Origin of the sequence: Streptomyces tauricus (assembly GCF_014650955.1) — a bacterium.
In the GTDB taxonomy this organism is placed as follows: Bacteria; Actinomycetota; Actinomycetes; order Streptomycetales; family Streptomycetaceae; genus Streptomyces; species Streptomyces tauricus.
On the sequence record NZ_BMVY01000012.1, the window covers coordinates 13,754 to 28,011 of the forward strand.

Genomic DNA, 14,258 nt, shown 5'->3' on the forward strand with positions numbered 1-14,258 from the left:
AATTCGGGAACGGACCAGGGGCCTGCGGCTTCCTCATACTGGGGAGCCCCCGCACACCCCCACGCACCAGCGACCCGCCCACGCACGAACGAACGGACTCATGACTCCTCCTGAAACGCTCCTGGACGTGCTGCTGGACGCGGCCCACCGGGCACCTGGACAAGTCGTCGTCCACGTCCGCGGGGACGGCGGCGAAGTGTCCGTCACCTTCCGGCAGCTCCTCGAAGAGTCCCTGCGGGTCGCGGGCGGTCTCCGTGCGGCGGGGATCGCCCCGGGTACCTGTGTGCCGCTGCTCGCGGACCGCAGCGAGGATTTCCAGCCGATGTTCTGGGGTGCGCTGGCGGCCGGCCTGGTACCGGTGCCGCTCGCGCCCGACGTACGGCGGGTCGGGCCGGTGTGGGAACACCTCGGCCGCCCGCCCGTCATGGTGGACGCGGCCTGCGCGGAGGTGGCCGCCGAACTGCCGTGCCCCGTAAGGGTGTTGCGGCTGGAGACGCTGCGCGAGTGCCCCGCGCCGGCCTCACCCGCGCAACCGGCGCCGGACGACCTGGCGTTCCTGCAGTTCTCGTCCGGCAGCACCGGCGCGCCCAAGGGTGTGGAGCTGACCCACGCGGCCGTGGTGGCCAACCTGCGTCAGATAGTCGCCGTCTCGGCCCTGTGCGAGCAGGATGTCCTGGTCAGCTGGATGCCGTACTTCCACGACATGGGTCTCATCGGCACCCATCTGGCACCCCTGGCCGCGCGGACGAAACAGGTGAAGATCGGCCCGCTGTCGTTCGCGAAGAACCCGCGCCTGTGGCTGGACGTGACCGCCCGGCACCGGGGCACGGTCCTGTCGGCCGCCAACTTCGCGCTCGCGCTGACCGTCCGGCGCGTACCCGACGACGTACTCGCCGGACTCGATCTCAGTCCGGTACGGCTGATCCTGGTCGGGGCCGAACCGATCTCCGCGACGGTGTGGCGGGACTTCGCCGCCAGGATGCGCCCCGCCCGGCTGGACCCGCGGGCGGCGACCCCCGTGTACGGGCTGGCCGAGGCGACCTTGGCCGTCACGTTCCCGCCGCTGGGCGAAGTGGCGGTTCCCGTCGCCCTGGAGCGCGCCGCACTCGCCCGGGGCGTCGCCGTGGAGCGCGGGCCGAACGGGAAAAGCCTGCCGGGGACGGATATCTCGGACGCGGCCGGTGTCGTGGAAGCGGTCGACGTCGCGGAAGCCATGGACGTCGTGGAGGTGATGGACGTCGGCCCGCCGGTGCCGGGCTGCTCGGTCCGGATCACCGACGACACCGGCCGGCCGTTGGGCGACCGGCGGGTGGGTCACATCGAGGTGCGGGGCCCCCAGACCGCCCGCGGCTACCACCGGCTGCCGGAGACGACCGCCCTGTCCTTCGCCGAGGACGGGTGGCTGCGGACGGGTGACCTGGGGTTCCTGCGCGACGGCCGCCTCTGCGTCAGCGGCCGTCACAAGGATGTCCTCTTCCTCAACGGCCGTACCTTCCACGCCCCGGACATGGAGGAGGTCGCGAGCGCGAGCCCCGGGCTGCCTCCGGGAAGCCCGGCGGTGATCGGCTCGACCGACCCGGTGACCGGCGGCGAACGCGTGGTGGCGTTCGTGCCCTGGGCCCGGCCGCCCGGCGGTGCCGTCGAGGTCCTGGACGGGGTCGCGCGGCGGATCCGTACCGCGCTGGGGCACGACGACGTACGCGTACTCGCGCTGCCGCCGTCGGCGTTCCCGCGCACCACGAGCGGCAAGCTGCAACGGCAGCGGATGCGGGCCCGCTTCGAGGAGGGCGCGTACCGGCCCGCGGCGTCCTCGTCGTGGCCCCCGCCGCCCTCGCCCGGGAGGCTTCCCGCAACCCCCGCGGCCCCCCGCTCGTACACCGCCATGCGGCAAGTGGTGCGCAGTGCCTGGGCCCAGGCACTGCACCTTCCAGAGGCGTCCTTCGGGGACAGGGACCGCTTCTCCGAGGTGGGCGGCACCTCGCTGAAGGCCATGGAGGCGCTGGCCCGGCTGGAGGAGTCCCTGGGGGTCGTACTGGGGCCGGCCGTGATGCGCCACGACACCGTCGCCGCGCTCACCGACCACCTGCTGGCCACCAGGGAGGAGGGCACTGCCGCGCACAGGCCCGCCACGGACGAACCGTCGGTTCTTCCCGCGCCGGACGACGCGCCGTCCGCGACGGCGGTCGTCGCGATGGCCTGCCGCTTCCCCGGCGCGAGCACACCGGAGGAGTTCTGGGACCTGCTGACGGCCGGCCGTGACGTCGTCACCGAGGTGCCACAGGGCCGTTGGGGAACCGGCCGCCGGGACACCGGCCGTTGGGGCGCCTTCCTGGACGACCCCGCCGCCTTCGACGCCACGCACTTCGGCATCGGCGACGAGGAGGCCCGTACGCTCGACCCACAGGCCCGGATCTTCCTCGAACTCGCCCACGAGGCCCTGGAACGCGCCGGTTACGCCGGACCGCGCCGGCGCGGCCTCCGCGTCGGGGTCTTCGCCGCCGTCGGGGACAGCGGCTACCGCCAGATCCTCGACGGCGCCTCCCCCGCCCCGTCCCGCTCCGCGACGACGCTGACGGGCAATCTCCCCAACCTCGTCGCCGCCCGGGTCTCGCACTGCCTCGACCTGGACGGTCCGGCCCTCGCGGTGGACACCGCCTGCTCGTCGGGGCTCGTCGCACTGCATCTGGCCCGGCGCAGCCTCGCGGACGGAGAGTGCGACATCGCCGTCGTCGGCGGAGTCAACCTGCACCTCACTCCCGACGGACACGAGGCCCTGGAAGCCGCCCAGGCCCTCTCCCCCACCGGCCGCAGCCGCGCCTTCAGCACGGCCGCCGACGGGTTCGTACCCGGCGAGGGAGGCGCGGCCCTCGTCCTGCGGCGCCCGCACGACGCCCAGCGGGACGGCGACGACGTACTCGCCCTCGTACGCGGCACCGCCGTCAACAACGACGGCACCTCACTGAGCCTGATGGCACCCAACCCCCTGCGGCAGCGTGAGGTGATCACGCGCGCGTACGAGGTCTGCGGCGTCGATCCGGCGTCGGTGACGTATGTCGAGGCGCACGGGACGGGCACGGCCGTCGGTGACCCCATCGAACTGCGGTCCCTGGCCCATGCCTTCCCCGCACGCGAGGACGGCCGGCCGCGACTGCTGGGCTCGGTGAAGACGAACGTCGGGCACCTGCTGAACGCGGCGGCCCTGCCCTCACTGGTGAAGGTGGTCCTGGCCCTGCGGCACGGCCGGCTGCCCGCCTCCCTGCACCACACACCGCCCTCGCCCGCCGTCGAGCGGTCCGGGTTCGCGCTGGTCACCGAGGCGTCTCCGTGGCCCTCCACCGGCCCGTCCGGGCCGCGCAGGGCGGGCGTCAACGCCTTCGGCTTCGGCGGCACGAACGCGCACGCCGTGCTGGAACAGGCACCGCCGCCCCTGACACCCGAACGGGCCGATGACCGTGGCCCGCACCTGCTGACCCTGTCGGCACGCGGCGCGGCCGGGCTTCACGCGTGGGCGTCCCTCCTCGCCGACCATCTGCACGAGCACCCGGAGTTGGACGAGGGCGACGTGTGCCGGGCGGCGGCCACGGCCCGTGACGAGGGCCCGTACCGCCTCGCCGTCGTGGCCGACGGCGACCTGCGGGAACGTCTGACCGCCGCCACGGCTCCCGGCGGTGGCCGGTTGCCGGGCGTGGTCACCGGGACGGTGGCGCACCGGCCGCGGACCGTCTTCGTGTTCCCGGGCCAGGGCTCGCTGCGACCCGGCTCGGGCCGTGCGCTGTACGCGACGGCGCCGGTGTACCGCGACACGCTCGACGAGGCCTCGGCCCACGTCGGCGCGGTGCACGGGCGGGAGTTGACGGCCTGGTGTGTCGACCCAGGCCTCGACGCGCGGGCCCAGGCGTCGACGGAGGTGGCTCAGCCTTTGCTGGTGGCCCACGGGGTCGCGCTCGCCCGGCAGTTGCTCGCCTGGGGCGTACGGCCGGACGCACTCGTCGGGCACAGCGTCGGGGAACTCACCGCCGTCTGTGTCAGCGGGAGGGTCCCGTACCCCGACATGCTCACCTTCGCGGTGGAACGCGGCCGTCTCATGGGCACGTCGACCCCGCCAGGTGCGATGGCGGCGGTACGGGGAGCCGACGAGGAGCAGGTGGCGGCGCTGATCGCGGCGGCCCCCGGCACACTCGCGGTCGCCGCCCACAACGGCCCCGGCAGGCTGGTCCTGTCCGGCAGCCCTCACGCGGTCGAGCGGGCGACGCGGGAACTCTCCGCGCGAGGCGCGTGCGTACGCGCACTTGAGGTGTCCCGGGCCTTCCATTCACCGCTGATGGAGCCGATCACGCGCGAACTGGCCGAAGCGGCACGCCAGTTGAATGTCATCGAGTCCGGCCTACCGGTGCTGAGTACGCTCACCACCGAGTGGCAGCCGCGCATGGACCCCGAGCATCTGCGCGAACACGCCCTGCGGCCGGTGCTGTTCGGGCGGGCCGTGGCCCGGCTGCTCGACGAGGGCTACGACACGTTCGTGGAACTGGGCTCGCGGGACAGCCTCGCCGGTCTCGTACGAGCGACCGCCGCCGCGCGGCAGCCGGTGGACGGCACCGACAGGGACGTCCTGGTGATCTCCGCGCCCCTCGCCCCCGAGCGCTCCGGGACTCCGCTGGACAGTGCCCCGGGCGGGGCGGGCGAGCTGCTGGAGACGGTGGCCCACCTGTGGGCACGCGGCGCGTCACTGGACCGTACGGAACTCGACGCGGGCCGGCGGCGGATTCCGCTGCCGCCCTACCCGTACCAGCGGCGCCGCCACTGGCCCGAGGCGACGCGGCCCGGCCTGCTGCACGACGTCACCTGGCAGAAGGCACCCCTGTCACCGGACGCGTGCGGACCGGTGCTGGTGACCGGTCCGGACCCGGCGGCCGTGTATGACCTCACCCGGCGCCTCGCGGACCAGGGCGTGCGGACGAGCGCGGCCCCTGAGGACCGCCCGCGGACGGTGATCCTGCTGGCCGGGCCCGCCGCGCGTGCCACGTCCACGGAGATCGAGCGGATCCAGCGCGAGTTGGTCACGGCGTTCCACGAGGCGCTGACCCTGTTCGACCTGACCGGGGCCGGTCGTCTGCTCGTCGTGACCGAGGACGCGCACGCCACCGGACACGGCCGCGAACGGCCGAACCCGGTCCAGGCGGTACTGGGCGGCCTGACGCTGGCCGTGCCGTCGGAGTCCGCGGGAGCGGTGGCCAACTGGGTCGACCTGTCCTCCCTCGACGACACCGGACAGCGGCTGCGAGCCGTCATCGCCGAGGCGACGGCACCCCAGGCGGTCGGTGCCGTCGCCTGGCGGGACGGACAACGGCTCGTACGGACCGTCACACCACGGGCGTCGAACCTGACAGGTGTCCAGGACAGGCCGCCCGCCGACGACACCCTCCTCCTGCCCGCCGACGGCACCTTCCTCATCACGGGCGGCGCCGGAGGCCTCGGCACCGCCCTCGCCCGGGAACTCGCCGGGCGTGGCCGCCCGGTGCTGCTGCTCACGGGCCGTTCCCCGCAACCGCCCGCCGGGCTGCTGGCGGAACTCACCGGTCTCGGCGCCGACGCCCGCTACCACCGGGCCGACCTCACCTCGCGGGACGACGTCGAGGCGCTGGTCGCCGGACTGCCCGCGCCGGACGCCGTCTTCCACGCGGCCGGAGTCGTGCGCCCCGGAAGTCTGCGCGCGACGAAGGTGGAGGAGACGATGGAGGCACTGGGCGCGAAGACGCTCGGCACCGTGCTGTTGTCGGAGGCGCTGATCCGGCACGGCCGCGCGCCCGGGGCGTGCGTGGCGTTCTCCTCCGTCTCCTCGGTACTGCCGGGACTCGCCGGCGCACTTGGTGCCTATGCCGCCGCCAACTCCTTCCTCGACTCGTTCGCCGGCGCCGAACGGCAGGCGGGGCGGCCGTGGCTGTCGGTGAACTTCGGGCCGTTCGCCGAGACGGGGCTCGCCGCCGCGTTCGCCGCCGATGCCCTCGCCGACGAGGGGGGCCGGCCACTGGCGACCGCTCCGGCGTGGGCGGCCCTGCGCACCGCGTGCGGCACCGGCCGAGCCCAACTGGTCCTGGCCGACCGAGCAACAGACCGGACGACGGACCGGACGACGGACGGGCCGACAAACCGGCCGGTGGACCGGCCGATGGGCGGGCCCGCGGACGGGCCGAACCGGTCCGACACCCGCCCGCCCAGTACGCGCCCGCCACAGCGCGAGCCACGGTCCGCGGCCGACACGGCGACGCCCCTCTCCGGCACCGCCGCGGTGCTGCGGGAACTGCTGGCACAGTCGCTGGGCGTCCCGGCGGCCACCGTCGACGACGACGCACCGTTCCTCTCCCTGGGGCTCGATTCGCTGGGCGCGGTCGACCTGGTCAAGCGGCTCGAACGCAGGACGGGCCGGTCCCTGCCCGCCACGCTCTTCTTCGAGTACCGGACCGTGCGGGAACTGGCCGCCCACCTGGACACGGACAGCGCCCCGGCGGCGAAGGAGGAGGCGGTGGCGAAGGAGGCGGAGGAGGAGGCGTCTGCTCCCGTACCCGCCACGGACCCCGCCCCCTTCGCTCTCACCCCCGTACAACTGGCCCTGCACACCAGCAGTCGGCTGCATCCCGGTGTCCCGGCCCGCGGACATCTGCGGATGACCGTTCGCGGCCCCCTGGACACCCATGTACTCGGTCAGGCACTGGCGGGCCTGGCCGAACGGCACGGCATGCTGCGCCTGCGCATCGACGATCCCGGCACCGGCCCCGTGCAACGTCCGGCGCCGGCCACCCCGCTGTCGGTCTGGTACGAGGTCCGCGAGTGCGGTGCCGAGCAGGTCGCCGACCTGGAAACGGCTCTCTGCAACCAGCCCTTCGACCTGGGCGTGGAACCGCCGATACGGGCTGTGCTGCTCCAGCAGGAAACGGGCCTGGCGCATCTGCTGCTGGTGGTCCACCACGCGGCGGCGGACGGCTACAGCCTGAACGTCCTGGCCGAGGAGCTGTGGTCCTCGTACACCGCGCTGTGGCGGGGAGACGATCCGCAGCCGGCGCCGGACGCGCCGAGCTTCGCCCGGTACGCCCGCGCCACCCGCTCGGCCGGCACCACAGCGTCGGATGCCGACCGTCGCTACTGGACCGCTCGCCTGGCCGAGCACCGGGCCGGGGGCGGCGAACCGCTGCGGCTGCTCTACGACGGCGATCCCGACGCACCGCCGTCGGGTCCGCTCGTACAGCACTACGGCTCGCTCGACGCGGCCCTCACCGGCGGCCTGGAACGGCTGGCCGCCGCGCACGACGTGTCCCTGTTCCATCTGCTGCTCGCCGCTTACGTGCGCTGCCTGTCACGGTGGACGGGGCGGCAGGACATCGCGGTGAACGTGGCACGAGGCCGGCGCGAGGAGCGCTTCCCCGGCGTGGACCGGCTCGTCGGCCCGCTCGCCGACACCCTCCCCCTGCTCTGCGACACGGCCCCCGACGAACCGGTGGTCGCGCTGGCGCGACGGCTGCGCCTCGTGTGGCTGGAGAGCGAACGGCACTCCGGGCTGAGCAGTCTCGATCTGGCCGCCCTCCTGCCCGGCGCGGGCCCCCGCACGGCGAGCCCCGCGGGCTTCAGCTTCGCCCGCTTCCCCACGCGCCTGCCTGCCGACTGCCCGGTCGGGGTACGGGCCGAGGCGGCCGGCACCGGTTCGGCGGCGACCCGGCTGAGCCTGCTGTGCTGGGCGGACGAGTCGACGCTGCGCATGTCGTGGAACTTCCCGCTGCCTCTGTTCGACCCGCGCACGGTGGCGCGTCTGGACGCGGAGTACCGCGCCGAGCTGGCCGCTCTGTGCACGCCGTTCCCCGAGTCCCCCCGTGAGGCCGGGGAACCGGGCGGTGTGGTCGGCCGACTGCTCCGCCGGTTCCGTGCCACGCCCGACGCGACCGCCGTGGCATCCGACGGGAGCACCCTCACCTACGCGGCACTCGACCGCGCCTCCCGGCTCCTGGCGACACGGCTGCACACCGAGGGCGTACGCGCGGGTGACCTGGTCGGGCTGCTCACCGAGCCCGGCCAGGACACCGTGATCGGCGTGGTCGGCATCCTGCGTGCCGGAGCGGGCTGGGTCCCGCTGGACGCGACGTACCCGCCCGCCCGGCTGAGGGATCAGCTGCGGCGCGCGGGCGTCTCCACCGTGGTGTGCCATGAACCGACCGCGCGTGACGCCAAGTCGCTCGGCGACGACGGAGTGCGCGCGATACGCGCCGACGGCCCGCCGGAGCCGCGGACCGACACCACAGCGCCCGTACCCACGCCCACCCCGGACCCGGACGCGATCGCGTACGTCATCTTCACCTCCGGTTCCACCGGCCGGCCCAAGGCGGTCCCGGTCACGCACCGGGCGATGGGGAACTACCTCGACTGGGCCCTCGGGACATTCGGCTACGACGCCGGTGACCGCCTGGCGCAGACCGCGTCCCCGTGCTTCGACGCATCCGTACGCCAACTGCTCGCGCCCCTGCTGGTCGGCGGCACCGTGGTGGCCGTACCGAGGGAGCTGCTGCGGGACCCGGAACTGCTGCTGGCGTACGCGGAACGGACCCGGATCACCGTGTGGAGTTCCGTCCCGACGTTGTGGGAGCAACTGCTGTCGGCCGCCGAGGAGCGGGTGCGGCGGGGAGCGGGACGGCCGGACCTGTCGGCGCTGCGCTGGGTGCACGTGGGCGGGGAGGCCCTGTCCGCCGCGCACGTACGCCGTTGGTTCGACCTGTTCGGCGACCGGCAGCGGATCGCCAACCTGTACGGCCCCACCGAGACGACCATCAACGCCACCTGCCACGTCATCACGACGCGTCCGGCCGACGACGTGCACACTTTGCCGATCGGACGGCCGGTGACCGGTACCGAGTTGGCGGTGGTCGACGCCGACGGCGTGCCCTGCCGCCCGGCGGAACCGGGCGAACTCCTGATCGCGGGAGTCGGTCTGACACCCGGCTACCTGGGCGAACCCGAGCTGACCGCGCGGGCGTTCACCGTACGGGACGGTCGGCGCTGGTATCGCAGCGGCGACCGGGTCCGGTTCGGCGCGGACGGCGCTCTGGAGTTCCTGGGGCGGATCGACGGACAGGTGAAGATCCGCGGGAACCGGGTGGAGACGGGAGAGGTCGAGGCAGCCCTCCAGACGCATCCCGGTATCGCGCAGGCGTCGGTGGTCGCCCGCGAGGGGCGGCTGCTGGCGTTCGTCACCGCCCGGCCGGGTGCCGGGCAGCCCGAACCGCCGGACGTGCGACGCCACTTGGCCGGTCTTCTGCCGCCGTACATGGTCCCCGCCCGGATCACGGTCTTGGAGCGGCTGCCGCTCAGCGGTACCGGCAAGGTCGACCGCCGCGCGCTGGCGGATCCCTCCTCGGCGCCACCGGTGGCGGCCACCGGCGGGAAGGTCCTCCCCGCCACGGACACCGAGCGCCAACTGGCTTCCATCTGGACCGAGTTGCTGGAGGTCGACTCCATCGGCCGGGAGGACGACTTCTTCGACCTGGGCGGTGATTCGCTGCTCGTCCTTCAGGTGTTCGCCCGGCTCGGCGAGGGCAGGGCGCGGCTGCCCCGGCCGACGGTGATCTACGACAACCGCACGCTCACGAAGCTGGCCGCCGCGGTGGACGCGGCGGATGCGTTGGATGCGTTGGATGCGGTGGACGCGGTGGACGCGGTGGACGCGCCCAGCACACAGCGGCACCCGGCACCGGCTGCGACCACGACGACGACCGCGCCCACGGATCACGCGGTGCCCTTCCCCGTGACGCCGGCCCAGCGCGGTTTCCTCCTCGCGGAGGCCCTCGCGCCGGGAGGAGGCGGTTCCTGGCCCGCGCGGCTGCGGCTGTCCGGCCCCCTGGACCCGGAGGTGTTCCAGGCTTCCGTCGACCCGCTGGTGGAACGGCACGGCATGCTGCGTACCGTCTTCCCCGCCGGCGCCCGGCCGCCCGTCCAGCAGGAACTCCCGCCCTCCCTGCGCCTACCGGTCGTGTTCGAGACCCTCGCCGACCCCGCCGAGGTGGACGAACGGGCGGCGGCCGAGGCGGAGCGGCGCTTCGAACCGTGGGCCTGGCCGCTGCTCCGGCTCCGGGTCCTCACCCTCACCGAGCGCGAACACGTCCTCCTCGTGCACGCACACCACCTCATCGGCGACGGCTACAGCGCCGCACTCCTCGTACAGGAACTGACGGCCGTCTACGACCGGCTGGCCGCGGGCCGCGCTCCCGAACTGCCCGCGCCCCGTGCCACCTTCCGTGACCACGCCCTGCTGTCGGCCGAGTCGGAGCCCGGCACCGCGCCGGGTGCGGCGGAGCGCCGGGCCCGGCTCGACGCCCCCTACCGCCAGCCCGCGCTGCGCACCGCGGTCAAGGACGGTGGCGCGGACTCCGGGTCGGCGGAACTCGAATCGGCCGGATACATGTCGGCGGGATTCGTCCTCGATGCCCGGCGGACGGCGGCGCTGCGGGCGCTCGCGTCGGAGGCCGGGGCCACCCTGTACGCGCCGCTGCTGACCGCGTACCACCAGCAGTTGACGCGGCTCACGGGTCAGGAGGATCTCGTCGTCGGTCTGGCGGTGAGCGGTCGCGACCGGGGACTGGCGCACGACGCACACCGCGTTTTCGGCCCGTTCGCCACCGCCGTGCCCGTGCGGCCGGCGGTCGCGCCGCCCGGCGAACCGGCGCAGGACCTCGGCGTTGCTCTGCGGCGGGTCGTGGCCGAGGCCGAAGAGGCGCGCAGGCACGAGGACATCGTGCCCCGCGACGCCGATGGACTGCCCCTGACCTCGCAGTTCTTCTTCACGTACCTCGACTTCTCCGTCCTCGCCGCGCCGCACGGGCAGTCGCTGACCGTGTCGTGGGAGGACGGGGACAGCGCGTTCGCCCCGCCGTCGTCGGCGACGGACGTGTTCCTGGCCGCCCGCCCGGAGGGCGCAGGACTGCGGGTGACGGTCCGTGGATCGGCCGCGGCCCTGTCCCGGCCGGCGCTGGACGACTTCGCCCGGGGGCTGCGGGACCGGCTCGTACGCGCCGTGCGCCCACGCGACACGAACCGCCCGTCGAGCCCGCCCCGGGACACGATGGACGCGGCCCTCGTCGGTTATCTGCCCGCCCCCGGCCAGTTGGCCCGGCTGGCAGGCCTGCCCGAGGAGGCTCTGCGACGGGAGGACCTGCGCGCGCTGCTGTTCCCCGACGGCGCGCCCCGCCTGCTGGAGACGGTCCACACGCCTCTGGGCAGGTCGGGTTTCGTCTGTGTGCCCTTGTTCTCCGACGAGTTGGCCGGGGATCCCGGACTCGTCGCGCACACCGCCCGCGCGGCGTCCCTCGCCGCCTCGCTCGGCGCCCGGTGCGTCTCCCTGGCCGGCATGATCCCCTCGCTGACCGGTTACGGCTTCGACGTGCTCCGGTCCCCGGACCTGGGACGGGCGGTCGTGACGACCGGGCACGCGGCGACCGTCGTCTCCGTGGTCCGTACGGTGCACGCGGCCCTCGACGCCACCGGAAAGGACCTGGCTGATCTCGATGTCGCCTTCGTCGGCCTCGGCTCGATCGGCACCGCTTCCCTGGAGTTGCTGCTCTCCCGGGCGGCCCGGCCCCCACGGCGGCTGCTGCTCTGCGACGCCCCCGGCAGCGGACCACGGCTGCGGCACCTCGCACAACGGCTGAGGGAGCAAGGCCACGTCGGTGACGTGGAGGTGGTGGAATCCCGGCCCGCACTGCCCGACGCCGTGTACGCGGCCGGTCTGCTGGTGACCGCGGTGAGCAGCACCCATGCGCTCCTGGACATCGACCGGCTGACGCCCGGCACCCTCGTGGTCGACGACTCCTTCCCGCACTGCTTCGACACCGGGCGGGCGCTGGCCCGCATGCGGGAACGCCGGGACGTACTCGTCCTGGGCGGCGGGCTCCTCCATCTCGGCGACCTCAGCCGGGAGATCGCCGAGGGGCTGCCGGCCCCGGCGGCGGCCGGATATCTGGCCCAGCCGTGGCTGGAGGGGACCCTGGCCTCCTGCCGCACGGAATCCCTCCTGCACGCGGCCGATCCGCAACTGCCGCTGGTGCACGGCCTGGTGGACGGGTCGGTGGCCCTCGCCCACTGGCGGGCCGCCGAACGCGCGGGGGTGACAGCGGGCCCACTGCACCTGCTGGGCCACACCGTCGGCCCGGACCCCCTGGCCGGTGCGAGGAGGGCTCCCTGAGCGATCAGCGCGCACCACGGCGGTCCGGGGCTTGATCGCGTCGGTCCGCTCCCGGTCCCGTCCGCGATTCCAAGATCATGTACAGGACAGCCCCTAGAATGGCGGGGCACAGTGTTCGGATGCGCGCGGAGTTGCGTTCACCGCAGGGAGATGCCCATGGGCACCACAGAGGCCGTAGGTTCACCGTTCGACAGCGGTGTCTCCGACCGCAGAGCTCTGGACGGCCACGCGGCCGGCCCCGTGATACCGCGTCTGGTGCTGGGCGCACGGCTGCGCGTGCTGCGGGAGGAGAAGGAGATCTCCCGCGAGGCCGCGGGCCATGTCATCCGCGCCTCCCGGTCCAAGATCAGCCGTCTGGAGGCCGGCCGGCACGGGTGCAAACTGCGGGACGTGGCCGATCTGCTCACGCTCTACGGAGTCACGGACGACGCCGAACGCGCCACCTTGCTGGCACTGGCCGAAGAGGCCAACGCCCCCGCCTGGTGGCAGTACTACAGCGACGTGGTGCCCACCTGGATGCAGACCTTCCTCGGGGCCGAACAGGCGGCGAGCGTCATCCGCTGCTTCGAGGTCCAGCGCGTCCCGGCCCTCCTGCAGACCCCCGCCTACGCCCGCGCCTCCATCGGCCTCGCCCACCCGGGCGCCGACGCGCAGGAGATCGAGCGGCGCGTCACGCTGCGCATGGAGCGCCGGCGGACCCTGCACCGGCAGCCGCCCGCCCAATTGTGGGCCGTGATCGACGAGGCGGCGCTCCGGCGCCCGATGGGCGGCGTCGACACGATGCGCGCCCAGCTCAGGCATCTCATCGAGATGTGCCGGCTCCCGCAGGTCACCGTCCAGATCATCCCGTTCCTCGCCGGCGGGTACGCGGCCGAGGGCGGTCCGGTCACCATCCTGCGCCTGCCCGGTGGTCAACTGCCCGACGTGGTCTGTCTCGAACAGCTGGCCACCGCCCTCTATCCCGACAAGCCGGCCGAGATCGAGCGCTACTGGGATGTCATGAACCGCCTGGTGCTCGAAGCCGAGTCGCCGGACGAGACGGCCACGATCCTGCACCGCATCCTCCAGGAGACCTGACCCCCGAAGGGTGAGGCGTCGGCCGGCGGGCGCCGGCCGACGGGCCGCCTCAGCGCTTGAGGGCGACACCGCCGTACTGGTGCACCTCGGCGGGCAGTCCCAGGGCCTCGGTGTCGGGGCGCCAGCGCGAACAGGACGCCACACCGGGTTCGAGCAGCTCCAGACCCTCGAAGAAGCCCTCGATCTGCTCCGGGCTGCGGAGGATGTACGGGATCGAGCCACCCTCGTTGTACTGCTGGATGGCCTCGACGTACGCCTTGCTGGTGTCGGTGCTGTCGTACTGCACGAGGTAGCTGCCGGGCGGCAGCGCGTCCACCAGCCGCCGCACGATCGAGCGTGCCTCGTCGTAGTCCTCGATGTGGCCCAGGATGCCCATCAGCATGAGGGCGACCGGCTGGTCGAAGTCCAGCGTCCTGGCGGCCTCCCGCAGGATCGTGGCCGGGTCGCGCAGATCGGCGTCGACGTAGTTGGTGACACCTTCCGGTGTGCTGGTGAGCAGCGCGCGGGCGTGTGCCAGCACCAGCTGGTCGTTGTCGACGTAGACGATCCGGCTCTCGGGCGCCACCCGCTGGGCGATCTGGTGGGTGTTGTCCACGTTGGGCAGTCCGGTGCCGATGTCGAGGAACTGCCGGATGCCCTCCTCGGCGGCCAGCTGACGGACGGCACGGGCGAGGAAGTACCGGGCGGCGCGCGCTCCGGTCTCGATACCGGGGAAGACGGCACGGAACGCGTCGCCGGCCACCCGGTCGACCTCGTAGTTGTCCTTCCCGCCCAGCCAGTAGTTCCAGATCCGGGCCGACTGCGGCACGGAGGTATCGATCTTGGAGAACGCCTCCCGCTCGGGGTTCTCTGCCTCGTCAGTCATGGACGCTCCTGTGCGTGCGTGTACGTGGGTGGGGTGCGGACCACGAAGCCGTCCTACGCCGGTCGTGGGCGTCCACGTTATTCCTCACGCCTCGCCTCATGT

General features: G+C 73.6%; 3 protein-coding genes. 2 read left to right on the plus strand and 1 reads right to left on the minus strand.

Annotated elements, in window-relative coordinates; genetic code table 11:
* The first annotated feature begins 100 nt into the window (after positions 1–100).
* Positions 101–12,214, plus strand: coding sequence for a non-ribosomal peptide synthetase/type I polyketide synthase (locus IE278_RS19830; protein ID WP_189774156.1), 12,114 nt, complete (start codon positions 101–103; stop codon positions 12,212–12,214).
* 156 nt (positions 12,215–12,370) lie between these two features.
* Positions 12,371–13,291 carry a Sco1979 family transcriptional regulator gene (locus IE278_RS19835; RefSeq protein ID WP_189774158.1) on the plus strand — a complete coding sequence of 307 codons (921 nt, stop codon included), beginning with the start codon at positions 12,371–12,373 and terminating at the stop codon, positions 13,289–13,291.
* A 49-nt stretch (positions 13,292–13,340) separates the two neighbouring features.
* On the opposite strand, the gene IE278_RS19840 is transcribed toward IE278_RS19835, so the two are convergent.
* Positions 13,341–14,156: an SAM-dependent methyltransferase gene (locus IE278_RS19840; RefSeq protein ID WP_189774160.1), complete on the minus strand. Its 816-nt coding sequence runs from the start codon at positions 14,154–14,156 to the stop codon at positions 13,341–13,343.
* Positions 14,157–14,258: the final 102 nt, after the last annotated feature.

Coding starts and splice junctions, on each gene's coding strand:
- IE278_RS19840 (WP_189774160.1), bottom strand. CDS start 14,156: ATGACTGACGAGGCAGAGAACCCCGAGCGGGAGGCGTTCTCCAAGATC.
- IE278_RS19830 (WP_189774156.1), top strand. CDS start 101: ATGACTCCTCCTGAAACGCTCCTGGACGTGCTGCTGGACGCGGCCCAC.
- IE278_RS19835 (WP_189774158.1), top strand. CDS start 12,371: ATGGGCACCACAGAGGCCGTAGGTTCACCGTTCGACAGCGGTGTCTCC.